The sequence below is a fragment of the Kribbella sp. NPDC104740 genome (assembly GCF_055583505.1).
In genome coordinates, this window is sequence record NZ_JBVJNV010000007.1 from 46,761 (window position 1) to 69,161 (window position 22,401).

At 69.4% G+C, this 22,401-nt stretch carries 21 protein-coding genes; 5 read left to right on the forward strand and 16 right to left on the reverse strand.

Features of this window, described 5'->3' with window-relative positions; genetic code table 11:
• Nucleotides 1–97: 97 nt before the first annotated feature.
• The 3 genes from ACZ6Z4_RS30690 to ACZ6Z4_RS30700 all read left to right on the forward strand — a co-directional run bounded on the left by ACZ6Z4_RS30690 (nucleotide 98) and on the right by ACZ6Z4_RS30700 (nucleotide 1,824).
• Nucleotides 98–340, forward strand: coding sequence for a hypothetical protein (locus tag ACZ6Z4_RS30690; RefSeq protein ID WP_465572027.1), 243 nt, complete (start codon nucleotides 98–100; stop codon nucleotides 338–340).
• Nucleotides 341–584: 244 nt separating this feature from the next.
• Complete coding sequence (locus ACZ6Z4_RS30695) at nucleotides 585–938, forward strand: hypothetical protein (protein ID WP_465572031.1); 354 nt, start codon at nucleotides 585–587, stop codon at nucleotides 936–938.
• Between the two features lie 13 nt (nucleotides 939–951).
• Nucleotides 952–1,824, forward strand: a complete 873-nt coding sequence (locus ACZ6Z4_RS30700; protein ID WP_465572034.1) for a formylglycine-generating enzyme family protein — start codon at nucleotides 952–954, stop codon at nucleotides 1,822–1,824.
• 32 nt (nucleotides 1,825–1,856) lie between these two features.
• On the opposite strand, the gene ACZ6Z4_RS30705 is transcribed toward ACZ6Z4_RS30700, so the two are convergent.
• The 5 genes from ACZ6Z4_RS30705 to ACZ6Z4_RS30725 all read right to left on the reverse strand — a co-directional run bounded on the left by ACZ6Z4_RS30705 (nucleotide 1,857) and on the right by ACZ6Z4_RS30725 (nucleotide 7,446).
• Entirely contained in the window at nucleotides 1,857–2,948 is a 1,092-nt protein-coding gene (locus ACZ6Z4_RS30705; protein ID WP_465572039.1) for a Gfo/Idh/MocA family protein, read from the reverse strand.
• Nucleotides 2,945–3,892: a Gfo/Idh/MocA family protein gene (locus ACZ6Z4_RS30710; RefSeq protein WP_465572042.1), complete on the reverse strand. Its 948-nt coding sequence runs from the start codon at nucleotides 3,890–3,892 to the stop codon at nucleotides 2,945–2,947. The genes ACZ6Z4_RS30705 and ACZ6Z4_RS30710 overlap by 4 nt, the downstream gene beginning before the upstream one ends.
• A 138-nt stretch (nucleotides 3,893–4,030) precedes the next feature.
• On the reverse strand, nucleotides 4,031–5,656 hold the full coding sequence (locus ACZ6Z4_RS30715) for an extracellular solute-binding protein (RefSeq protein ID WP_465572045.1): 1,626 nt from the start codon (nucleotides 5,654–5,656) through the stop codon (nucleotides 4,031–4,033).
• An 18-nt stretch (nucleotides 5,657–5,674) separates the two neighbouring features.
• Entirely contained in the window at nucleotides 5,675–6,583 is a 909-nt protein-coding gene (locus ACZ6Z4_RS30720) for a carbohydrate ABC transporter permease (protein ID WP_465572047.1), read from the reverse strand.
• The gene (locus tag ACZ6Z4_RS30725) at nucleotides 6,580–7,446 is read right to left on the reverse strand and encodes an ABC transporter permease (protein ID WP_465572050.1); all 867 of its coding nucleotides are present in this window, start codon (nucleotides 7,444–7,446) and stop codon (nucleotides 6,580–6,582) included. The genes ACZ6Z4_RS30720 and ACZ6Z4_RS30725 overlap by 4 nt, the downstream gene beginning before the upstream one ends.
• A 270-nt stretch (nucleotides 7,447–7,716) precedes the next feature.
• Here ACZ6Z4_RS30725 and ACZ6Z4_RS30730 point away from each other — a divergent pair, with 270 nt between their 5' ends.
• Nucleotides 7,717–8,715, forward strand: a complete 999-nt coding sequence (locus ACZ6Z4_RS30730) for a LacI family DNA-binding transcriptional regulator (protein WP_465572053.1) — start codon at nucleotides 7,717–7,719, stop codon at nucleotides 8,713–8,715.
• A gap of 21 nt (nucleotides 8,716–8,736) precedes the next feature.
• Here the strand turns inward: ACZ6Z4_RS30730 and hisN are convergent, their stop codons facing one another.
• Nucleotides 8,737–9,516, reverse strand: a complete 780-nt coding sequence (gene hisN / locus ACZ6Z4_RS30735; RefSeq protein WP_465572056.1) for a histidinol-phosphatase — start codon at nucleotides 9,514–9,516, stop codon at nucleotides 8,737–8,739.
• A 395-nt stretch (nucleotides 9,517–9,911) separates the two neighbouring features.
• On the opposite strand from hisN, the gene ACZ6Z4_RS30740 reads away from it, so the two are divergent.
• Nucleotides 9,912–10,406, forward strand: coding sequence for a DUF2231 domain-containing protein (locus tag ACZ6Z4_RS30740; protein ID WP_465572060.1), 495 nt, complete (start codon nucleotides 9,912–9,914; stop codon nucleotides 10,404–10,406).
• On the opposite strand, the gene ACZ6Z4_RS30745 is transcribed toward ACZ6Z4_RS30740, so the two are convergent.
• The 10 genes from ACZ6Z4_RS30745 to aspS form a co-directional block, all read right to left on the reverse strand.
• On the reverse strand, nucleotides 10,407–11,162 hold the full coding sequence (locus tag ACZ6Z4_RS30745; RefSeq protein ID WP_465572065.1) for a siderophore-interacting protein: 756 nt from the start codon (nucleotides 11,160–11,162) through the stop codon (nucleotides 10,407–10,409).
• Between the two features lie 226 nt (nucleotides 11,163–11,388).
• Nucleotides 11,389–12,378: a ribosome small subunit-dependent GTPase A gene (gene rsgA / locus ACZ6Z4_RS30750; protein ID WP_465572069.1), complete on the reverse strand. Its 990-nt coding sequence runs from the start codon at nucleotides 12,376–12,378 to the stop codon at nucleotides 11,389–11,391.
• 28 nt (nucleotides 12,379–12,406) lie between these two features.
• On the reverse strand, nucleotides 12,407–13,678 hold the full coding sequence (gene aroA, locus ACZ6Z4_RS30755) for a 3-phosphoshikimate 1-carboxyvinyltransferase (RefSeq protein ID WP_465572071.1): 1,272 nt from the start codon (nucleotides 13,676–13,678) through the stop codon (nucleotides 12,407–12,409).
• Nucleotides 13,679–13,819: 141 nt separating this feature from the next.
• Complete coding sequence (locus tag ACZ6Z4_RS30760; RefSeq protein ID WP_465572073.1) at nucleotides 13,820–14,410, reverse strand: DoxX family protein; 591 nt, start codon at nucleotides 14,408–14,410, stop codon at nucleotides 13,820–13,822.
• A gap of 69 nt (nucleotides 14,411–14,479) precedes the next feature.
• Nucleotides 14,480–15,205 (reverse strand): DsbA family oxidoreductase, encoded by a 726-nt coding sequence (locus ACZ6Z4_RS30765; protein ID WP_465572077.1) that lies wholly within the window; start codon nucleotides 15,203–15,205, stop codon nucleotides 14,480–14,482.
• A gap of 84 nt (nucleotides 15,206–15,289) precedes the next feature.
• Nucleotides 15,290–16,084 (reverse strand): alpha/beta fold hydrolase, encoded by a 795-nt coding sequence (locus tag ACZ6Z4_RS30770; RefSeq protein WP_465572080.1) that lies wholly within the window; start codon nucleotides 16,082–16,084, stop codon nucleotides 15,290–15,292.
• Nucleotides 16,081–16,791, reverse strand: coding sequence for an alpha/beta hydrolase (locus ACZ6Z4_RS30775; RefSeq protein WP_465572083.1), 711 nt, complete (start codon nucleotides 16,789–16,791; stop codon nucleotides 16,081–16,083). Before ACZ6Z4_RS30775 ends, ACZ6Z4_RS30770 begins: the two co-directional genes overlap by 4 nt.
• Nucleotides 16,792–16,927: 136 nt before the next feature.
• A complete protein-coding gene (locus tag ACZ6Z4_RS30780; protein ID WP_465572088.1) occupies nucleotides 16,928–19,555 on the reverse strand; it encodes an ATP-binding protein in 2,628 nt (875 codons plus the stop codon).
• A 15-nt stretch (nucleotides 19,556–19,570) separates the two neighbouring features.
• Nucleotides 19,571–20,824, reverse strand: coding sequence for an ArgE/DapE family deacylase (locus tag ACZ6Z4_RS30785; protein ID WP_465572093.1), 1,254 nt, complete (start codon nucleotides 20,822–20,824; stop codon nucleotides 19,571–19,573).
• A gap of 148 nt (nucleotides 20,825–20,972) precedes the next feature.
• Nucleotides 20,973–22,256: an aspartate--tRNA(Asn) ligase gene (aspS, locus tag ACZ6Z4_RS30790; RefSeq protein ID WP_465572096.1), complete on the reverse strand. Its 1,284-nt coding sequence runs from the start codon at nucleotides 22,254–22,256 to the stop codon at nucleotides 20,973–20,975.
• Between the last annotated feature and the right edge of the window lie 145 nt (nucleotides 22,257–22,401).

Below are 22,401 nucleotides of genomic sequence, written 5' to 3' on the forward strand. Positions count from 1 at the left end.
CGTCCTGGTGGTTGAGGTGGTGACCGCTCCGCTCGCCCTACGTTCGAAGGGTCGGGTTGCTCCAGCGGGGAGTGGCCTCTTGGGGAAGGAGCTCGGGATGAAGCGGGTGTGGCCGGAGGACGAGCCCTGGTGGCAGTTCACTCCTCGGAACTTGGGGACGGGGTATCTGACGCTGTTCGCCGCGGGGCTGTTGCTGGTCTGGAGTGGGGTGGAGCTGACGCGCGGCGGGCTCGGGACCGGGCGGACCGTGTTGTTCGTGGTGATCGCCGTGTGCGGGGTGGCGATGTTGTGCCAATCGACGTCCGGGTTGAAGAAGCTGCTGCGTCGGCGGGCTCGCTGACAGGTTGTACTCTCTGTCGCGGTGCTGTGGCTGAAACGGCCGCGGTGCAGGCCGTGCTGGCCCCCGAGCACGGACGGAAACGTCCTCTGCCGGCAGCGACCTGGAGTTGGCTGTGTCTGATTCTTCTGTTGAACCTGATCACCGTGACGCGCTGATCGGGCGGATCCATGATCGTCGGGTGGTGCTCGACGCGTTTCTCGATCGGGCTCGGCCGCGGAACCATCGGCTGGGCACGATCGGGGTGGTGAGCAGTGCGCTGACCGCCGTACTGACTGCTGGGCCCGCGGTGGGTGGGCAGGAATTCGCCAGTTCGGTGCAAGGGGCGCTCGGCCTGCCGTCCAGTACGGCGGTGTGGCAGGGGCTGTGTCTGCTCGGGCTCGCCATCTCGGTGGTGGCCGCGATCTGTACGAACCTGCTGCGGTCGCAGGAGACCGCCGAGCGGATCAGCGCCGCCGAGCAGGTGGGGGCGGAGCTGAACGGCGTACAGACGTTGCTGGAGCTCGGGCGGCTCGATCTGGCGAGTGCGCTGGAGGTGTACCAGAAGTCGCTGAGCCGGACGCCGTTCATCGACGAGGATCTGGCGCCGAGCAAGGGGTGAGTACGGTGGGCGGGTGAGCGAGGGGTGTTGCAGTCCGCGGCGGGAGCCGGGAGGCGTCGTCGGTGAGATCCACGTCGCTGCATCGGCCAGTTCGGCCATCGAACGCAGGCGGATCGAGCAAGGTGTCTTCCTGATGGGCACCGAGGACGCCGACGCGTTCCCGGCCGACGGCGAAGGACCGGTGCGCGAGGTCGAGGTGGACGCGTTCGCGATCGGTGTCACCGCGGTCACCACGGCGCAGTTCGCCGAGTTCGTCGCGGCGACCGGGTTCGTCACGGAGGCCGAGCGGTTCGGGTGGAGCTTCGTGTTCGCGGGGTTTCTCCCGGCCGCCGTACGGAAGGTCAGTCGGCGGCCGCCGGCGACGCCTTGGTGGTGCGGGGTCGAGGGTGCGACCTGGGATCGGCCGGAAGGGCCGCACTCCGACGTACAGGGTCGCGAGGATCATCCGGTCGTGCACGTCTCGTGGTCGGACGCGGTCGCGTTCTGCTCCTGGGCGGGCGGTCGGCTCCCGACCGAGCCGGAGTGGGAGCGCGCGGCCCGCGGTGGGCTCGAGCAGAAGCGCTTCCCGTGGGGCGACGAGCTGACGCCCGACGGGAAGCACCTGTGCAACATCTGGCAGGGCACGTTCCCGGTGAAGAACACCCTCGACGACGGCCACCGCGGCACGGCGCCGGTCCGCTCGTACCCGCCGAACGGGTACGGCCTGTACGAGGTGGTCGGCAACGTGTGGGAGTGGACGGCCGACGCCTGGGGCGACAACCGCGCGATGCGCGGCGGCTCGTACCTGTGCCACGCGTCGTACTGCAACCGCTACCGCGTCGCCGCCCGCTCCGCCAACGACCCGACCAGTACGGCGGGCAACCTCGGCTTCCGCTGCGCTTGGTAGCCCCCGCACCGGGGCGAGGGCTACCAGCAGCATCAGGGCGCGAACGCCTCGGTCAGCTCCGACTGCGGCAAGCCGCCGTTCAGCGCCTGGTAGAACGGATGCCCCGGGACGAGATCAGCACGCCGTACGGCCTGCCCGGTCAGCGCCGACGCGTAGAGCGCAGTCACGAACTCCATCGTCGGCCGCGTGCTCTCCAGCGTCGTGTCGTGCGGACGCCCCGCGAGCAGGTCGTCGACCAGCCGACCGAGCTGCGCCTCGTGGCTGCTCGCCACATCCTCACCAGCCGACGGCGTCCACGTGTCAGCCGCGTCCGGCGCCGGTGTGTACTTCCAGTCCGCGTCCTTGTAGCCGTACAGGTGGTTCACCTCGAGCGACCCGCCAGTGGTGTCGATCCGGATCCGGCTCAGCTCCTGCGGCGAGAGCAGGCTGTTGATCACCGTCGCGACGGCGTTGCTCTCGAAGATCACCGACGCCATCGAGACGTCCTCGAACTCGACCGGACGGTCCAGCCGTACGGCGGTGGCGTTGATCGTCTTCCACGGTCCGAGCAGGTGCAGCAACAGGTCGATCTGGTGGATGCCGTGGCCGAGCGTCGGCCCGCCGCCCTCGCCGACCCACGTGCCGCGCCACTCCGGGTCGAAGTACGGCCGCGGCCGGAACCACAGCGTCTCGCAGACCGCGACCTGCGGCGCCCCCAACGTCCCGGCGGCGAGCAGCTCGGCAGCCCGTACGGCGCCAGAGCCGTGCCGGTGCTGGAAGACGACGTACACCGACCCCGCACTGGAACGCTCGGCCTCGGCGACCGCGTCGAGCTCGGCCAGGCTGAGCACCGGCGGCTTCTCCAGCAGCACCGACTTGCCCGCGGCCAGCACCTCGATGGCGATCTCGGCGTGGCTGCCCGGCGGCGTCGTCACCGTGACCAGGTCGGGATCGACCGCGGCCAGCAGCTCGGTGACGCTGCCGAACGGCTTCGACCCGTGCTTGTCCGCGAGCGCCTGCGCGTTCGCGGCGACGATGTCGGCGACGCCGACCAGCGTCGTACGGCCGGTGCTCGCGAACGCCTCGGCGTGCCTCCGGCTGATGCCTCCGGCACCGACTACCGCGACCTTGAGCTGTGCTGTCACTTGGCGGCTCCCCGTACGGCGGCGTTCTGCTGCGCTGTCAGCGCCAGCCGCATGGTCTCGAAGGTGTGCTCCTGCGGCGCGGCCGTCGTCGTCCGCTCCTGGACGTCGCGGACGAGATCCGGGTAGTAGGTGAGCTCGACGTCGGAGCAGTCGATGTACTCGGTCTTCTCGCCGTCGACGACGAACAGGTGGTTGCCGCCGTCGCGGCCGCCGATGTCGACGTACTTGCGCAGCTCGATGTAGCCCTCGGTGCCGAGGATCATCAGCCGGCCGTCGCCCCAGGTGCCGAGGCCGGCCGGGGTGTACCAGTCCACCCGGATGTAGCCCTGGGCGTGGTCGCTGCGCAGCAGCAGGTCGCCGAAGTCCTGCAGCCCGGGCTTGTCCGGGTTGGCGAAGTTGCCGACCGAGCTGGTCACCACCTCGGCGGTGCGGGAATCGGTGTACCAGAGGAACTGGTCGATCTGGTGCGAGGCGATGTCGGCCAGGATGCCGCCGTACCGCTCCTTCTCGAAGAACCAGTCCGGGCGCCCGGCGTTGCCGCCGAGGTGGCCGCGGTCGCCGATCCGGTGCGGGCCGAGGCCGATGGTCTGGACGACGGTCCCGATCCGGCCCTCGCGGACCAGCTGGCCGGCCTTGATCGCCGAGGCGACCTCGAACCGCTCCGAGAACGTCACCGACCAGAACCGGCCACTGTCGGCGACTGCCTTCTCGATCTCGGCCAGCTGGTCGAACGTCACGCAGCCCGGTTTGTCGGTAACCACGTCTTTGCCAGCCCGCAGAGCGGCAACCGAGATAGGACCACGGCGGTCCGGGATCGCAGCGGTAACGATCAGATCGAGGTTGTCGCGAGCGATCAGCTCGTCCGGGTCATTGACGTATGGGACATCCGGATAGCGCTCGCGAACCTGTTGGGCGATTGCCGACGACGGATCGTCGGTTGACATCGCAACGAACTCAGCGCCTGACTTGACGAGTCCAGCGATCTGGCCGTTGACATGGACATGGTCCAGTCCGACGGCGGCGAAGCGGACGGGGTGGGTGGAGGTCAACGGAGTTCCCTTCAGGTGAACTTGTCGGGTGAGTCAACGAGAGGCCTGCAGCGCGGCGGCGTACTCCTCGGCCATCTGGTCGATGCCGTCGCTCTTCCACTTTTTGACCGCGCCGGCCCAGGCGGACACCGGTTTGCGACCCTGGATGATGTCGGAGGTCAATTGGTCGACTTCCTTGGTTATCTGTGAACCCTTCCGCACGTTTGCCTCGGAGTACAGCCCGGCCACCGGATTGGCCAGGGCGCTCGGACAGGTCAATTTCATCGCCTGGAAGGCGGCCTCGGCGCTCTCCTTCTTCTCCGGCAGAAAAATCGTCCACGGACTGTCAACGGTATACATGAGACCCAGCTGCGTCTCGCTGAAGCCGCGTTCGGTAAGTATCGGGTTGCCGTCGACAACTCGATGATGCACGGCCGGCAGGCCGAACTTGCGGAACAAGTACTCCCGAGTTCCGAAGGGTGCTGCCAAGAAGTTCAGGTAGGAGAGCAGCGTCTCAACCCTGTTCAAAGACTTCTTGCTGATCGCGGTGGTGCTCAGGTTGGGCGCCCCCAGCCAGATCCGTCCCGGCCCCGAACCGTCGTGCTTCGGAGGGGAGATGATCCCGATTCGGGCCCGCTGGTCAACCGCGGTCTGCAGGTAACTCGGCCACGCGCTCAACGTGTCCACTACCAGGGGACTCGAGCCGTTGCCGAACCGGACCTTGAGGTCCTGGTTCTGCCCGGTAAAGGCGTCGGGGTGGATGTAACCGGCGTTCCACAACTTGTGCAGGATCTGGAGCACCTCCTCGTGAGCGTCGTGTTCGAGGTAACTGACGACGGCCTTACCGTCCTCGCTCCACAAATTCGGGATGTCGTACATGTTGCGGACGAAGATCGTCGGTGCAGATGCCAGCGCGAAGCGGTTCTGGCGGCGGTCTGTCAGTGCCTTGCACAGCTCGGTGAAGTCGTCGGTGTTCTTGACCGAGGCTGAGACACCGCGCTGCTCCAGCAGGTCGGCGCGGCTATACAAGACGTTCGAACTGATCGCGCCACGCGGCACTGGTACGGCGAAGATCTGGTCGCCGAAGATGCAAGCGTTCCAGTGTTCGGCGGGCAGGTTGGCCAGATACGGGTACTTTCTGATGTTGTCGCCCGACAAGTGCGGAGTGAGGTCTGCGGCCTTGGTCCTCAGCAGCTGCGGGATCTGTGGCACGCCGCCGACCATGAAGACGTCCCCGAGTTGGTCGCCCGCGACGGATGTGGCGAACTTCTGGTTGTAGTCGACCGATGGAGTCAGGCTGACCTCGACCGGTGAACCGACCCGTCGGTTGAACTCCTGCCAGAACTTGTTCTGCTCCACTCGCGGAGGGACCGGCGTGTTGGTGAACGTCACGACGCTGATCGGCTCGCCGTCGCCGGGCGGCTCCGCGATCGCCCGGACCGGGTTGGTGGGGTACCGGACGAACGCGTCCGGGATCTTGTACTGGGCGCCGGCGAAGTCGGGCTTCACTCCGGTGTACGGGACGTAGGCAGGGCGGACCCGGGACTGCGGAGCGTTATTCTGAGCCGTGGTGCCGCCGCGGCCCTCGTTCGAGCAGGCGCCGACGACGCCGCTCAGTCCGAGGGCTCCGACGCCGCCCAGCAGGGCCCGGCGGCCGATCCGTGAATCACCAGTGCTCATGGTTCTGCCTTTCTCGTGTCAGCCCTTGACGGCGCCGGTCAGGACACCCTTGGCGAAATGCCGCTGGACAAACGGGTAGACGCACAGAATGGGAATGATGGAAATCATCAGAATGGCCATTTGAATGGAGGTTTGCGGCGGCAGTGCTTCACTCGCGCCGCCGAGGTCCTGGGCGCCGATTTCGACACCGTCGACGACGTACGTGCGCAGCACGAGTTGCAGCGGCCATTTGCTGGCGTCGTTCAGGTAGAGCAGGGCGCCGAAGAAGCTGTTCCAGTAGCCGACGCCGTAGAAGAGGCCGACCACGGCGACCACCGCCTTGGACAGCGGCAGGCCGATGTGCCAGAACAGTTTCCACTCCGAGGCGCCGTCGATCCGGGCCGAGTCGAGCACCTCACCAGGGAGCCCGACGAAGTACGCGCGGACCACGATCACGTTGAACGCGCTGACCGAGATCGGCAGGATGACGGCCCACAGGCTGTCCAGCAGACCGAACTGCTGGACCACCAGGTACGTCGGGATCAGGCCCGGGTTGAAGAGCAGGCTGACCAGGACCAGCAGCAGCAACGGCTTGTTGCCGAAGGTGCCGCGGCGGCTCAGCGCCCAGCCGAGCGTGCAGGTCAGGAACAGCGCGAGCGTCGTACCGACGGCGGTGATGAACGCGCTGATCAGCAGCGCCTGCGTCACCGTGCCGCCGGACAGGATCGACTTGTACGCCGACAGGTCGAACCCGTGGGTCGGGAACATCACGAACCCGCCGGCCTTGATCACCTGGTCCGGGGTGGCCAGGCTGGTCGAGATGACGCCGATGAACGGCAGCACGACGACCGCGCAGATCGCCAGCAGGAACACGGCCTTGATGATGCGTTCCGGCCAGCCCGGCATCGGCATGCCGCCGACCAGGATCTCCTTCTGCTTGCGGCTCATCCGCGGTACACCCCCTCCTCGCCGAGGCGGTGCGCGAGCTTGTTGGCCAGCAGCACCAGCGTCAGCGCGACCACGCTCTTGACCAGCCCGACCGCGGCCGCGACGCCCCAGTCGCCGCCGATGATGCCGTTGTTGTAGACGTAGGTGTCGAGCACTTCGCTCGCATCGACCCCGACGCCCTGCTGCTGCAGGATGATCTGCTCGAAACCGACCGTGAGCGAGTCGCCGAGCTTGAGGATCAGCAGCAGGATGATGATCGGTTTCAGGCCCGGCAGCGTCACGTGCCAGGTCTGCCGCCAGCGGCCGGCGCCGTCCGCGGCCGAGGCCTCGTACAGCGACTTGTCGATCTGCGAGAGCACGGCCAGGAACAGGATCGTCGCCCAGCCGGTGTCCTTCCACATCACCTGCGAGGTGAGCAGACCGCGGAACGCGTCGGCGTTGCCGATGATGTTCAGCGGGTCGTAGCCGTGGGCCCGCAACCAGTTGTTGATCATGCCGGTGCCGCCGAGGACCTGCTGGAAGACGGCGACCACGATCACCCAGGACATGAAGTGCGGGACGTAGATGATCGTCTGGACGATCTGGCGCAGCCGGTTCGACAGCAGGCTGTGCAGCACCAGCGCGACCACGATCGGGGCCGGGAAGACGATGACGGTCTGGATCAGCGTCAGCACCAGCGTGTTCTTGACCGCGTTCAGGAACTCCGGGTCGCCGTTGAAGACGGTGGTGAAGTTCTCGACGCCCGACCAGAGGCTCTGCCCGACGCCCAGGTAGGGCTGGTAGTCCTGGAAGGCGATGACGTTGCCCCAGAGCGGGTAGTACTGGAAGGCGAAGATGACCAGCATGCCGGGAACAGCCAGCAAGAGGACAGGATAATCTCGTCGTAAACGCTCGCGAAAGGAAAGTTTTCGGCTGCGGGCGGCATCGCTCATAGGCGCTCCCGGGGTCAATCAATAAAATGTGATCGATCCACTTCTGATCCGGTAGCTAACCGCAGCCTGTCCGACGATGTCAACCCCTCGGACCGGGATCGGACGGATGTCAGGTCAAACGTTGTAGAACCCAACCAGTGAACGGTTGGATCGGTTAACGTGTGTGTCGCAGCGGCGCTGCGGAGGGGAAGGTGTGCAGAGGTGGAGCAGAAACGGCCGGCGACGATCCATCAGGTGGCACGGCTGGCGGGGGTGTCGCACACGACGGTCTCGCGCTACCTGCAGGACGCCGACAGCCTGAAACCGAAGACCCGGGTCAAGGTCGAGTTCGCCGTCAAGACCCTCGACTACCGGCCGAACCTGGTCGCCCGCTCGATGCGCACCCGGCGGACCAACCGGCTCGCGATCGTGCTCGCCTCCGGCCCGCACTTCCCCGGCCGGCTGCTTGCCGCCGCGACCGAGACGGCGCACCGGGCCGGGTACCAGGTCGAGGTGGTCAGCGTAGAAGGCGGTTCGCGGGCCCGGTCGGCGCGGATCGAGGACCTGGCACGATCGGGTGCCGTCGAAGGGATCCTGGCGATCTCACCGACCGGCCTGAAGAGCCGCAAGCTGCGGCAGGTCCCGATCGTCGAGAGCGAGACGTACGACGACAAGCTGCGCGGCCTCGGCGAGCTCGCCGAGGCGTCCGAGGTGGTCGAGATCGTCGAGTACCTCGCGTCGCTCGGGCACCGGTCGTTCTTCCACGTCGCGGGGGACCAGGACTTCGCGTCGGCGCGGAACCGGAAAGCCGTTTACCTGGAGGCGATCGAGCGCCTCGGGCTGCGCTCGATCGGCGTGTACGACGGCGACTGGACGGCGCAGTCGGGGTACGACGCGATCGCTGCGCTGGCGGGTGATTGCGGGGTGACGGCTGTGGTCGCGGCGAATGATGTGGTCGCGATGGGGGTCGTGCGCGCGGCGCGGGAGCGGGGATGGAGCGTGCCGGACGACCTGAGCGTGTTCGGGTGGGACGACGAGGTGATGGGGAAGTTCGCGACACCGTCGCTGTCGACGGTCGCGGTGGACCGGGAGGCGCAGGGGCGGGACGCGATCCTGCGGCTGCTGGCGGAGATCAAGGACGAGCCGGCGCCGAAGGCGGCGGAGCGGGGGATCAACCGGCTGATCTTCCGGGAGTCCACGGGACCGGCGCCTGCGGTCTGAACGTCGTACCGGGCTGCTTGATCAGGCCAGGCGGTTGAGGACGTCCTCGTGCAGGCGGCCGTTGGTCGCGACGGCGTTCGCGCCGTTCGGGCCCGGCTTGCCGTCGACCGAGGTGAACTTGCCGCCGGCCTCGTCGACGATGATCGACAACGCCGCCATGTCGTACAGGTTGAGCTCCGGCTCCGCCGCGATGTCGACGGCGCCTTCGGCAACGAGCATGTACGACCAGAAGTCGCCGTACGCACGCGTCCGCCAGGCGTCGTCCATCAGGTCGGCCCACTGGTCGCGCTTACCGAGCTTGTCCCAGCCCTTCAGCGACGAGTACGACAACGAGGCGTCCTCGACCTTGCTCACATCACTCACCCGACAAGGCTGCGCCGACATCAACGCCCGCCCCGTCCACGCACCATCGCCGTACGACGCCCACCAACGCCGCCCGAGCGCCGGCGCCGACACGACACCGACGACAACCTGATCCTCGATCATCAAGCTGATCAACGTCGCCCACACCGGGACCCCGCGGATGTAGTTCTTCGTCCCGTCGATCGGATCGACCACCCAACGCCGCGGCCCCCAGCCGGTCGTCCCGTCCTCCTCACCGACGAACGCGTCCCGCGGGCGAGCCCGGCTCAGCGTCTTACGCATCACGTCCTCGACCCGCTTGTCGGCATCGCTGACCGGCGTCAGATCCGGCTTGGTCGCGACATGCAGGTCGAGCGCCTTGTAGCGATCCATCGTGGTCGAATCCGCGTCGTCAGCCAGAATGTGCGCGAGCCGCAGGTCGTCCGTGTGCGAAGGCATGCCGGAAGGCTACCTGCGATGGGCTCACGGTGGACGTGCGGTCCGGGGTGCGGCGGGGAGGCTACCCGCGATGGGCTCACCATGAGCGCGCGGTCCGGCGTACGGAGGGACGGCCGGTTACGGGCCCGAGCCGCGCCCGGCAGGCTGCGGCGCGCAACTGCCGGTCGGTGGGCCGACCTGCACCACTGATCAAGCACCCGTGACGAGCGCGTTCCACGCTCAGGGCGCCGCCCGAGTTCGGCTGTTCGGCGGGTTGATCAGTGGTGCATGTCGGAGCCGGGCGCGGCGGTGCACCGACTCCGAGTGGTCGCCGGCCACTAGGCTGATTGAACCGTTCTGGGTGGTTGAACGTGCAGTTAGTGTCAGTTCACTACGGCCGGGCCACGGGAGGCGTCATGTTCGAGCGCTTTGGGGATCTTCCTCTGCATGTGTTGGTGATCCATGCGGCCGTGGTGGTGCTGCCGGTGGCGGCGCTGACCGCGATCGTGTTCGCGCTGGTCCCGAAGTGGCGCTGGCTGCTGCGCTGGCCGGCGCTGCTGCTCGGCCTCGGCGGGCTCGTGGTCGCGTTCGTCGCGAAGGAGAGCGGCGAGGCGTTCCTCGCGGCGATCCCGGAGCTGGAGCCCGCGGTGAAGCTGCACCAGGATCGCGGCGACCTGCTGTTCTGGTTCGTGGTCGGCTTCGCGGTGCTGGTGGTGCTCGCGTTCGTACTGCTGGCCGGGCCGTCCGCGCTGGCGAGCGGAAAGGGCGCCAAGGCAACGAAGAGCCAGCCACTCGAGTGGGTGCTGAGCGCCGCGGTGGTTGTGGTCGGCGTACTGGTCATCTACCAGACGATCCGCACCGGCGACGCCGGCGCGAAGGCGGTCTGGGACGGACAACTCCCGCCGAAGTAGTCAGCCCTCCGACTGCCCGGCTTTCCAGTAGCCGCCGAAGTAGTGCGGCTTGCTGTCCCAGCCGAGCGTGCCGGTGAGATGCCGGCGGATGTCGCGCACGATGCTGGTCTCACCCGCCACCCACGCGTACGGCGTACCGTCCGGCAGGTCGGCGGAGCGGACCGCGTCGGCGAGCCCGCCGCCGACGCACCATTCGACCTTCACCTGCGCGGCGGTCTCGAACTCGCGCACGTCCTCCGCGTGCGGCACCTGAATGAACACTCGCGCCACCGCCACCGCCTCCGCGGGCAGCGCCGAGATGATCGACGCGAGCGCCGGCACCGCGGTGTCGTCCCCAACCAGCAACTGCCAGTCGGGCCTGCGCGGCATGTACTGGTAGGCCTTCGGGTTGTCGCCGATCTCCGGCCCGATGATCCCGAGCCGGCTCCCCGGCGCGGCCGACAACGCCCACGCCGCCGCCGGGCCCGCGTCCCCGTGCAGCGCGAACTCGATGTCGATCTCCTCGCCGCGCTGCGCCCGGATCGTGAACGTCCGCATCACCGGCCGCACGTCGTCGGCCATCTCGCGGTAGACGCCGTACCAGTCCTCCGCAGGCGGAAGCACAGGCTCGGCCTGCCCCGGCTGCGCGAGCAGGATCTTGATCCGCTGATCGAACCCACCGGTCTCCAACGTCGAGCACCCGGCCAGCGTCACCGTCAGAAACGACGGGCTGGTACGCCGTACGCCGGTCACGGTCCCCATCACCACGGTGGGCATCAGACCGCCTCGAGCGCGAGAACGGACTGGAGGTCAGCCTGGTCGGCGCCCGCTGTCAGCGGCGGACGCGTCGACGTCCTGTCGTGGATCGGCTCACTGCGCATACTCCAATCGTAGCCTTAGGTAAGGCTAGCCTCACAAGCGCTGTCCCAGTCGGCGGCGGGACCTCCAGCTGCAGCCCGGCTCGGGGCAGGCATCAGGTCGGGCCGGGGGCCGTCGCGGCTGCTCAGGTCGGGTCGGGGCGACCCTCTCGGCTGGCGAGGAGGCGGCGGAAGGAGGCGACGCGTTCGGCGTCCACGCGGCCTTCGGCGACCGCCTCGTCGAGGCCGCAGCCAGGGTCGGACTCGGAGTGGCCGCAGGCGCGGGGGCAGTTGGCGGTTTCGTCGGCGAGGTCGGGGAAGGCGTGGATGAGCTGGTCCGGTTCGACGTGGGCGAGGCCGAACGAGCGGATGCCGGGGGTGTCGACGATCCAGCCGCCCTCGGGGAGGCGGAGGAGGAGGGCGCTCGTCGAGGTGTGGCGGCCGCGGCCGGTGTTGTCGTTGACGACGCCGATCGCGCGGTTGGTGCCGGGGACCAGCGCGTTGACGAGGGTCGACTTGCCGACGCCTGAGTGGCCGACCATCACGCTCGTGCGGTCGCGGAGTTGTTCGTTGAGGTCGTCGAGGTTCCCGCCCTGCTGCGTCGCGACGGACTCGACACCGAGCGGCCGGTACGTCGAGAGCAGGGGCTCGGGATCGGCGAGGTCGGTCTTGGTCAGGCAGAGCAGCGGGCGCATGCCGGCGTCGTACGCCGCGACGAGGAAGCGGTCGATCAACCGCGTGCGCGGCTCCGGGTTGGCGACCGCGACGACGATCACCAGTTGGTCGGCGTTCGCGACGAGCGGGCGCTCGACCGGGTCGTCGTCGTCCGCTGATCTGCGCAGCAGGGTTGTCCGGGGGAGGACCTCGACGATCCGCGCCAGCGTGCCCTCGGCGCCGCTCGAGTCGCCGTCGAGCTTGACCCGGTCGCCGACGATCACACCCTTTCGCCCGAGCTGCCGCGCCTTCATCGCGGTCACCACGCGGTCGCCCTCACCGACCCAGGTGGTGTACCGCCCGCGATCACGCGTGATCACGAACCCGGTCACCGCGTCCTCGTAGGCCGGCCGATCCTTCGTCCGCGGCCGAGTCCGCCGCTTCGGCCGGTCGTACTTGGCCTCCTCGTCGTACCGCGACATCAGCAGCTCACCTGTGCAGAAGAACGCATCAGGCGACCAAGCCCGACCACAGCTCGGGGAACTCCGGCAAGGTCTTCGCGGTTGTTGCGATGTTTTCGATCTCGATGCCTTCTACGGCGAGGCCTAGTACCGCGGCGGCGTGGGCCATGCGGTGGTCGTTGTAGGTGGCGAAGACGCCGCCGTGCAAGGGCTTCGGGCGGAACTCGAGGCCGTCGGGGGTTTGGGAGACGTCGCCGCCGAGGGCGTTGAACTCGGTTTCTAGGGCGGCGAGGCGGTCGGTTTCGTGGTTGCGGAGGTGGGCGATGCCTCGGAAGTAGGAGGGGCCGTCGGCGAGGGCGGCGATGGCGGCGAGGACGGGGGAGAGTTCGCCTACTTCGCTGAGGTCGAGGTCGACTGCGGAGATGTGGCCGGTGCCGCGGACGGTGAGGTCGCCGTCGGACAAGGTGACCTCGGCGCCGAAGCGGGAGAGGAGGTCGGGGAGTTGACCGCCGGGCTGGGTTGTCGATGTCGGCCAGTTGGTGACTGTGACCGTGCCGCCGGTGACGACCGCCGCGGCCAGGAACGGGGCGGCGTTGGAGAGGTCGGGCTCGATGGCCGTGTCGAGGGCGCGGATCGGGCCGGGGGCAACGATCCAGCGGTTGGGTTCGGAGTCGTCGACGGTGACGCCGCGTTCGCGGAGCATGGCGATCGACATGTCCAGGTGCGGCTGGGACGGGACAGGCTTGCCGTCGTGGCGCAGGTCGACGCCCTCGTTGTAGCGCGCGCCGGCGAGCAGCAGGGCGGAGACGAACTGCGACGAGCCGGAGGCGTCGAGGGTGACCTCGCCGCCGCGGACCGAGCCCGAGCCGTTCACGGCGTACGGCATCCGGCCGGTGCCGTGGTCGTCGATCTCGACGCCGAGCGTGCGCAGCGCGCCGAGGATGACGTTCATCGGGCGCTCCCGCGCGTACGGGTCGCCGTCGAAGGAGACGATGCCGTCGGCGAGCGCGGCGACCGGCGGGACGAAGCGCATCACCGTCCCGGCAAGGCCGCAGTCGACGGACGCCGGGCCCTTCAGCGATCCCGGGGTCACCGTGACCAGGCCGTCGTGCTCGGTGATGCCGACGCCGAGCGAGACCAGGGCGGCCTTCATCAGCGCGGTGTCCCGGGCGGCGAGCAGGCCGGAGAGGGTGGAGGGCCCGTCCGCGAGCGCGGCCAGGATCAGCGCGCGGTTGCTGATCGACTTCGATCCGGGCACGGTGACCCGGCCGTTGACAGCCCCGGCCGGGCGCGGTGCCGGCCAGCCCTCTGACGTCCCCATTGCACTCCTCAAGCGAATTCCGATGTCGCTCAAGAGCCTAGGGCATGGCCACCGAACGCCGTCGCGCTCTGTCCACAGGTCGCCCGGACAGCAGAAAACCGGCCCCCGGAAGAAGATCCGGAGGCCGGTTGTCCACAGGTTCTAGATGAACGGCAGCTCGGCGCGCGCGGTCTGTGCAGCGAGCTTCGCCTCGCGGCGGGCCGTCTTCGCCAGCTGCTTGGTCTCGCGCTTCGCGAGCTTCGCGCCGCGCTTGGTCTCCCGCTTGGCCGCCTTCGCGCCGTGCGACGCACGCCAGACCAGCCCGGGCTGACCCTCGGTGTCGACCGCCGCGAGCAGCAGCCCGCCGAACAGCCCGAGGTTCTTCATGAACTGGACCCGCTGCACCTGCTTGGCCTGCTTGTCCTTCTCCAGCCAGAACGGGTGCCCGGCCATCGTCGTCGGCACCAGCGAAGCAGCCAGTACGGCGGCGCCGACGCGCCGCCCCCTGCCGCTGGCCAGCGCGAGCCCGCCGAGGACCTGGACCGCGCCGTTCAGCCGGACGAGGTTCGCTGTCGTGTCAGGGATCCGGTCGCCGACCTGCGGCGGCGCGACCCGCTTGGCCAGCGGCACCAGGCGGTCCGTCACCGGCTGCGCCTTCGGAACCAGCGGCTCCGGGTTGCGCACCTGGTTGGCGCCCTGCACGACGAAGATGATGGACAGCAACGGCCTGGCCAGTGCGCGCACGACAGTCATGGCTCCTTCTTACATCGTCCGGCAAACCGATCTGGGCACCAGGTACCCGTGTGTCTCCGGCTCAACCCCTCAGACCGGGCAGCCGTCCGGGCCGCAGGTCGCGTCGTCGGTGCTGCCGGGGGCGGTGATCAGCGTCACCGGCTTGCGGTCGGCGGCCGCGCGCCGCAGGGCTTCCTGGAAGACCTCGGTCGGCTGGGCGCCGCTGACGCCGTACTTGTCGTCGATCACGAAGAACGGGACGCCGTTGGCGCCGTACGCGAGGGCCTGGGCCTGGTCGGCGGCCACCTCCTGCTCGTACGCCGTACTGGCGAGGACCGCGGCGACGCGGTCGGCGGGGAGGCCGCACTCGGTGGCGAGGGCGGTCAGCGTCGCGTGGTCGCCGACCGGGAGGCCGTCGGTGAAGTAGGCCTTCAGCAGGCGCTCGTTGAGGCGGGCCTGGGTGTCGGCCGGGACCTCGCCGGAGGCGCCGAGCTCGCGGGCCAGGTGGAGCAGGCGGTGCGCGTCGACGGTGTTCGCGGACTTGGCGATGCTGAAATCGAAGTCGAGTCCGTGCTCGCGGGCGACGGTGGTGACGTGCTCGTTGGCCTGGAGGCCCCACTCGCGACCGCGGCCGTACTTCTCGCCGAGGCGGGTGGCGAGGTCGCGGGGGTCGTCGTTGGTGGCGTCGGGGTCGAGTTGGAAGCTGTGGAAGACCACCTCGGCCTGCTCGCCGGAGGCGGTCAGGGCCTCTTCGAGCCGGCGCTTGCCGATGTAGCACCAGGGGCAGACGACATCGGACCAGACATCAATACGCATAAAGAGTTTCAAGAGCTGTGGTGGGGGTTCTATTCCCACAGCAGAGGAGCAGGTGCCGAGTGGCACCTGCTCCTCTGGTGATTTTCAGCGGGCAGCGCGTTCGATCAGGTTCGTCACCTTCTCCGGCTGGGACAGTGCGACCAGGTGGGAGGCGTTGACCTCGACGATGGTCGCCTTCGCGCGCTTGGCCATGAAGCGTTCGCCGGCCGGCGGGATCGCCTTGTCGCCGGTCGCGACGACCGCGTACTTCGGGAGGTTCGCCGGGGCCGACTTCGCGACCGTCTCGCCGAAGACCGAGGCCGAGACCGGGCGCTGGGACGCACCGAGCAGGGCGGCCTGCTTGCGGGGGAGGTCCGCGGCGAAGACCTGGCGGAAGGACTCGGGCTTCATGACCAGGTCGGCGCCGCCGGCGTACGTGATCGTGTTGGTGGTGTCCGGGCCGATCTCGCTGCCGGGGTACTTCGCGGTCAGGTCGCCGAGGTTCTCGCCGGCCTGCGGGATGTACGCCGCGACGTAGACCAGCGACTTGACGCCGGGGGCGCCGGCGAGCTGGGTGATCAGCGCGCCGCCGTACGAGTGGCCGACGAGCACCTTCGGGCCGGGGATGCCGGCCAGGACGCCGGTCAGGTACGTCGTGTCGGTCGCGATGCTGCGCAGCGGGACCGCCGGTACGACGACCTGGTAGCCGTCGCGCTGGAGGCGCTCGGACACCTCGTTCCAGCTGGAGCCGTCGGCGAAGGCGCCGTGGATCAGGACGACGGTCGGCTTCGGGGTGGTGTGGTGGGCGGGGCCGGCGGCGGCAGTGGTGACGCCGGCGGTCAGGAGGGCGGCGGAGGCGACACCGGCGACGGTGGCGAGGAAGCGGCGACGGGTGCTCACTTGTCCGCACCTGCCTCGACCGCGCTCGCGACGAACTCGGCGACGGCCAGCGGCTGCGAGACCGCGACCGCGTGCGAACCGTCGACCTCGGTCACCTTGGCGCCGATCCGCTCGGCCATCCCGCGCTGGGCCACCGGCGGGATCGCGTTGTCGGCGGTCGCGACCAGGTAGTAGCTCGGCAGCCGCTTCCAGCTCGCCGGGCCCGACTTCTCCTCGAAGGCCGAGGCCGCGATCGGCCGCTGCGAGCGACCCATCACCAGCGCCTGACCGGCCGGTACGTCGGCCGCGAAGATGTGCTGGAACTTGTCCAGGTCGATCCCGAGGTAGGTCTGCTCACCGAACTGGTGCGGTACCAGCGAGGCGCCGAAGTCGTTGGCCGGGTAGTTGGCGAGGTGCTCGAGGATGCCCTCGTTCTCCTCCAGCGCGAACGCGGTCACGTAGACCAGGGCGACGACGTTGTCGGCGTCGTTGGCCGCGGAGGTGATCACCGCGCCGCCGTAGGAGTGGCCGACCAGGACGACCGGGCCGTCGATCTCGCGGGCCAGCGCCGCGACCTTGGCGCCGTCGGCGGCCGCTCCGGCCAGGTCGTTCGGTACGGCGATCGCCGTGATGCCGCGGTTCTCCAGCTCGGCGATCACGCCGGCCCAGCTGCCACCGTCGGCGAAGGCTCCGTGCACCAGCAGCGCGGTGGGGTTCTTCTCGCTCATCTCTCGTCCTCGGTTCTCGTTCGCGGTTTTCGTTGTGCCCCTAGAAAACCGCTCCGGGGCGGTTCGCCGGATCGACCGAAAACAGGAACTTCACCACCCCCAGGCCAGGCTCAGGCCGGGGTGGTGCACCCAAAACTCATGCGTTCGGGGGAGCGCTGAACCGCTGGAGGACCAGACGGGTGAGCTGGACGCGTGAGTTCACGTCGAGCTTGCTGAAGACGTTGCGCAGGTGGGTGCCGACGGTGCTGGCCGACAGCACGAGCTCCTCGGCGGCGGACCGGTTGGTGTGGCCGTCCGCGACGAGCAGCGCGACCTTGCGCTCCATCGGCGTCAGCGCCTCCCAGCCGGACTCCGGCCTGGTCGGTACGGCGGACCAGCGGCGTCGCCGTACGCCCGCTGCTTGCAGAACAGCCTGCACCGGTACGGCGAGCGCTGTGGCGCCCAGCTGGGTGTAGGAGTCGAGCGCACGCTCCAGCGCGGCGATGGCGGTACTACGGTCGCCGTGCTCCAGCTCGACTCGCCCGTGGAGCTCGTCAGCGGCTGCTGCGAGGAGGCGGCGGTCGCTGGTGCGCAGGTCGTCGGCTGCGCTGGCCAGGGCGGTCAGGTCTCGGTCGCTGGCCGCGGCCACGAGTGTGGCCGCACTGGTGGCGGGCGTAGCCGCTGCCTGCTCGGCCAGGAGCCCAGCGACTGTCTGCGCGGCGACCGGCGCCGAGGCGCCAAGTGAGACCGTTGCAGCGCGGACCAGCAACTCCAGCCGGAGCGGGTGATCCAGGGGAGTGGTGAGCAGCCGTGAGGCTGCAGAAGCGTCGCCATCGGCCAGTGCGAGCAGGGCTCGGACTGGTTCGTCCGGGACCTTGCGGGCAGCCGCTAGATCACTCTGGAGCACAGCGATCAGCGCGAGGACCTGTCGGGCCATCGGCTCGACCGACGGCTCGTGGAACTCAGCGGACCAGCGGAGACTGGCTCGGGCCGCTTCGCCCGCCGCCGGGAGGTTGCCGACAGCAAGCTCCAGCTGGGCCCGCAGCAGGGCGACCTGTGGTGCCAGCCAGGAGTCACCGGGCAGGCCTTCGGAGAGCCGCTGGAGAGCGGCGGCTGGTTCGCCTGCGTGGGCACGGCTGAACAGCTCCGCCAGCTCGACCCGCACGGCTGGTGGCGCACCGACAGAGTCACCGGCGGTTGAGCGGGCGACGGCGTACGCCTGCGCGGCCTCGGAGAAGCGGCCTGCGGCTGCTGCCTGCTCGGCTCTGGCGAGCTGGAGGACAGCCGATGCCACAAGGTCATCTGTCGGGAACGGCTCGGCTGCCCCGGCCAGTACTTGGTAGGCCGTCAGGCGGTCGGCCAGCGGGCTCGATGCTCCGGGAACGGTGAGGCGAGAGGGGTCGAGCGCGCCCGTGGCCCACTCGTGCGGAGCGAGCAGCAGCCTGACTCGCGCTGTCAGCTCCGGTGTGATCGGGCCCTGGTACAGCGCGGTCCCACCGACCAGGTCGTCGGCGAAGGCCCGTGCCGCGTCGTACTGACGGGCGACCAGCAGGATCTCGACCACGTCCGCGCCGACCTCGCCGCGGATCGCCTGGTCGACCGGAGTCAGCTCGAACGTCTCCTGAATCACCGACATCGCGGTGATCGACATGGTGCTGAGCAGGTCTCGCGCAGCCGTGCGGAGCGTGCTGATCGCGCTCAGGTCGCCCACAGCGGCCGTCGCCAGGATGTGGGGCGCCGCGGCGGACGCGCCCTGCTCGGTCAACAGCAGCTGGTCAGCCACCGCCGAGTGCAGCGCCCGCTGGGCCGACGGCGGCACATCAGCCAGTACGGCGGCCCGCAGCAGCTCGTGCCGGAAGGTCAGGTGGGCGCCGCTGTCCGCCAGCAGCCCAGCACGGATCGCCTCGTCCAACGGCTCGGCCAGGCGCGCGACACCCTCACCCATCAGCGCAGCGACGTCCTCCAGCCGGAACTCGCTGCCGAACACAGCAGCAGTTCGCAGCAACGACCTGGAGAGCTCAGTAGTGCCAGCGGTCCGTCGGCGAACGCCCTCGACGAGCCCGGCGGGCAGCGGGCCCTGCGGCGACTCATCCGCCAGGTAGAGGCCTGCGACAACCTGCTCGACCAGGAACGGGACGCCCTGGGCGCCTCCGAGCCGCACGGTCAGCGCAGCATCGACCGGCTGGTTCAACCGATCAGCAGCGATCTGCAGCACCGCCTCGGTGTCCAGCGGAGCCAGCTGCACCAGATGCACCGGCAGCTGATCGCCCAGCGCATCGACAAGCTGGTCGGTCACCCCACCCGGCGCCGGACGCGTGGCCAGCAGCCACATCACCCGCCGGTCAGCCAGCCGCGACACCACCACCCGCAGTACGAACCCGGTCAGCGGGTCCGACCACTGCGCATCGTCCAGCACCACCAGCGCGGCCGTCCCTGCGAGCCGCTGACCGATGAGGTCGGCCAGCCGTTCAGCCAGCCACAGCGGCTGCGTGTTGAGCGCAGCCAGCTCCAGGAAGTGCTCGGTCCCGATCAGCGGCTCCTTGCCGGCCCGCAGCGCCGGAGCAAGCGAGGCCAGCGGACTGATGTTGTCCGTCTGGTGCGCCGTCGCCGTAGCGACGAGCATCCCGTGCCGCTCAGCCTGTTCGACCGCCGCATGCAGCAGCGCCGACTTCCCGATGCCCGGCTCGCCGGTCACCACCGTCAGCGAAGCAGCACCCTGATCCGCCGCGCGCATTGCCTCCAGCAACCGGCCCAACTCAGCCGAGCGCCCACGCAGCGGATCCATGGCCACTTTGTACCACTAGGCGCAGCGGCGAACAGCCAGCAACGCATAGACCCGCGCGCAGTGCAGCACCTCGGCCAGCGCCACGTGCTCGTCCGTCGCGTGGGCTACCCGGACGTCACCAGGCCCGTACTGCAACGTCGGTACGCCGGCAGCGGCGTACTGGCGCAGGTCCGACCCGTACGGCCCGCCGCGGACCTCAGCAGCACCAGCACCCGTGTCCGCGATCGCCTGCAGCGTGTCGGCGAGCAGCGGGTCGCCCTCCGGCAGCAGCCCCGAGGCGAACACCCCGCCGGGCCAGCTGACCTTCACCGGGTGGTCCCGCAGCCAGTAGTCCTTCTCGCACGCCGCAGCAACAGCCTCCTCGAACGCAGCGCGCGCCTCCTCGACCGGCTCACCCAGCCGTACGCCGTACCGGCCCTCGGCCACCAGTTGGTCGGGCACTGTGCTCGCCCAGTCGCCGGAGCTCACCCGGCCGATCGACAGCGGGTTGGCCAGGTCCAGGTGCGCCAGCAGCGGATGCGGCTCTCGGTTGCGCAAAGCCTCGAGCTCGCGCAGCGCGGCGTGCACGGGCTCGAACTTCTCGATCGCGCTCACGCCGCGGGTCCGGGTCGAGCCGTGCGTGGCCAGCCCGGCGACCTCCAGCCGGAAGGTGAGCGAGCCGGCGTTCGCGGGGATCACCGTGCCGGCGGTCGGCTCCGCGATCAGGCAGGCCGCGCCGGTGTGCCCGCGGCGCAGCGTCGCGAACGTGCCGAGGCCGCCGTCCTCCTCGCCGACCACCGTGTGCACGGCCAGCGGGCGCCGCAGCTCGATGCCTGAGGCAACAACCGCGCGGACCGCACCGAGGATCGCCGCGATCCCGGCCTTCATGTCGCAGGTGCCGCGGCCCCACATGATCCCGTCCGTGACGCGGGCGGAGTACGGGTCACCGTCGGGCCAGAGCGCGAGGTCACCCGGCGGTACGACGTCGACGTGCCCGTTGAAGATCAGTCCTGATGTCCCGTCGCCGAGCGTCCCGACGCAGCCCCAGGCGTCGGTGCGCGCAACCTCCATCCCGGGGAACGCGGGATCACCGACAATCGCCGGCAGGTCGAACTGCCAGTGGTCGACCGTCATTCCGAGCGTGCTCAGCCGCCCGGCCACCCACTCCTGGGCCACGTTCTCCTCGGCGGTCCCGTCGACACTCGGGATCTGCACCAGTTCGCGCAGCTCTTCGACGATCAGGTCGTCGTCCAGTGCCGCCAGCACGGCCCGCTCCACGTCAGCACTCATGGCGCACATCATGCACCGGCACGTCGCCCATCACCTCTCAAGTACCAGCCACCTTTCGGGGGTCGGGACTTGAGAGGTAGGGGGCGACGTGGCTTTCAAGTACCAGCCACCTGTCGGGGGCTGGTACTTGAGACGGGCGTGCGCTAACTCACGGCGTCAACCGGTGCAGGTCGCGCGGGAACAGCGTGACCTCCCGGACGTTCTCCGCGCCGGTCAGCCGCGCGACGAACCGCTCCAGCCCGATCGCGAACCCGCCGTGCGGCGGCATGCCGTGCTTGAACGCCTGCAAGTACGAGCTGTACGCCGGCGCCTCGGCCGACTCGCCTCTGGCCTCCAGCGCCGCCACGTAGTCGCTGTAGCGGTGCAGCCGCTGCCCACCGGTGACCAGCTCCACGCCGCGGAACAGCAGGTCGAAGGAGTTCGACCAGGTCGGGTCCGACGGCTGCGGGTGCGTGTAGAACGGCCGCTTCACCATCGGGTAGCCCTCGACGGCCACGAAGTCGCTGCCGTGCTCCCGCAGCGCCCACTCGCCCAGTGCCCGCTCGTCGGCCGGCGACAGGTCCGGCTCGCCCGGGTCGGCCCCAGCCAGCTTCAGCGCCTCCGAGAAGTGCAGCACCGGTACGTCGACCGGGATCTCCGGCAGCTCGACGCCGAGCCGTTCCAGCGCCGTACCGGCTCTGGAACCGACAGCAGCGAGCATGCCTGCCACTACCTCGCGCAGCACCGCCAGCACGTCGCGGTGGTCGTTGATGAACCCCAGCTCCGCGTCCAGCGACACGTACTCCGCCAGGTGCCGCACTGTGTCGTGCGGCTCGGCCCGGAACACCGGACCGACCTCGTAGACCCGCTCGAAGACACCGACCATCGTCTGCTTGTAGAACTGCGGCGACTGCGCCAGGTACGCCGGACCGCCGAAGTAGTCGAGCGCGAACACGTTCGCGCCGGACTCGGTCGCCGTACCGACGATCTTCGGCGTCTGGATCTCCGTGAAGTCCAGCCCGTCCAGCGTGCTCCGGAAGCCGTGCAGCGCAGCTGCGGCGACCTCCCAGCCGGCCCGGACCGCCGGGTGCCGCAGCGCGACCGGCGCGTTGTCCAGCACGACCGGCAGCCCTGCGCCGACCGCCGGACGCCACAGCTCGATCGGCGGCGTACGGGCCGGTTCGGTCAGCGGGACGATCACCGGGTCGACCAGCTCGGCCCCACCGGGCGCCTGCGGGTTGGCGGCGACCGTACCGGTCACCTGGACGACGGTCTCCTCGCTGAGCTCGTCCAGCTGCTCCTGAGCGCCCTTGAGCACGATCTGGGCCAGGCCGGAGCGGTCCCGCAGGACCAGGAAGCTGACCGCGGCCAGCCGTCGTCTTCGGTGCACCCAGCCGGCCACCGTGACGGTCTGGCCCACTGCTGAGGGGATCTCGTGGTTGAGAATGCGCATCGCTGTTTTCACCTCCGTCGGATTGCTCGAACCCCGGAGGTGTGGGCGAAGGGGACTCGCGGTGCCACCACACCTTCACCGAGCGATGCTCGGCCTCTTGCTACGCATTCGCTCAGGAGTGTCTTCACGGCCGGGCCTGTACGTC

What these genes read in the sequence shown, in the direction of transcription:
- ACZ6Z4_RS30690 (WP_465572027.1), top strand. Translation starts at nt 98, where the DNA reads ATGAAGCGGGTGTGGCCGGAGGACGAGCCCTGGTGGCAGTTCACTCCT.
- ACZ6Z4_RS30710 (WP_465572042.1), bottom strand. Translation starts at nt 3,892, where the DNA reads ATGTCAACCGACGATCCGTCGTCGGCAATCGCCCAACAGGTTCGCGAG.
- aspS (WP_465572096.1), bottom strand. Translation starts at nt 22,256, where the DNA reads ATGCGCATTCTCAACCACGAGATCCCCTCAGCAGTGGGCCAGACCGTC.
- ACZ6Z4_RS30715 (WP_465572045.1), bottom strand. Translation starts at nt 5,656, where the DNA reads ATGAGCACTGGTGATTCACGGATCGGCCGCCGGGCCCTGCTGGGCGGC.
- aroA (WP_465572071.1), bottom strand. Translation starts at nt 13,678, where the DNA reads ATGGGGACGTCAGAGGGCTGGCCGGCACCGCGCCCGGCCGGGGCTGTC.
- ACZ6Z4_RS30760 (WP_465572073.1), bottom strand. Translation starts at nt 14,410, where the DNA reads ATGACTGTCGTGCGCGCACTGGCCAGGCCGTTGCTGTCCATCATCTTC.
- ACZ6Z4_RS30765 (WP_465572077.1), bottom strand. Translation starts at nt 15,205, where the DNA reads ATGCGTATTGATGTCTGGTCCGATGTCGTCTGCCCCTGGTGCTACATC.
- ACZ6Z4_RS30785 (WP_465572093.1), bottom strand. Translation starts at nt 20,824, where the DNA reads ATGAGTGCTGACGTGGAGCGGGCCGTGCTGGCGGCACTGGACGACGAC.
- ACZ6Z4_RS30775 (WP_465572083.1), bottom strand. Translation starts at nt 16,791, where the DNA reads ATGAGCGAGAAGAACCCCACCGCGCTGCTGGTGCACGGAGCCTTCGCC.
- rsgA (WP_465572069.1), bottom strand. Translation starts at nt 12,378, where the DNA reads ATGTCGCGGTACGACGAGGAGGCCAAGTACGACCGGCCGAAGCGGCGG.
- ACZ6Z4_RS30740 (WP_465572060.1), top strand. Translation starts at nt 9,912, where the DNA reads ATGTTCGAGCGCTTTGGGGATCTTCCTCTGCATGTGTTGGTGATCCAT.
- hisN (WP_465572056.1), bottom strand. Translation starts at nt 9,516, where the DNA reads ATGCCTTCGCACACGGACGACCTGCGGCTCGCGCACATTCTGGCTGAC.
- ACZ6Z4_RS30745 (WP_465572065.1), bottom strand. Translation starts at nt 11,162, where the DNA reads ATGCCCACCGTGGTGATGGGGACCGTGACCGGCGTACGGCGTACCAGC.
- ACZ6Z4_RS30720 (WP_465572047.1), bottom strand. Translation starts at nt 6,583, where the DNA reads ATGAGCCGCAAGCAGAAGGAGATCCTGGTCGGCGGCATGCCGATGCCG.
- ACZ6Z4_RS30780 (WP_465572088.1), bottom strand. Translation starts at nt 19,555, where the DNA reads ATGGATCCGCTGCGTGGGCGCTCGGCTGAGTTGGGCCGGTTGCTGGAG.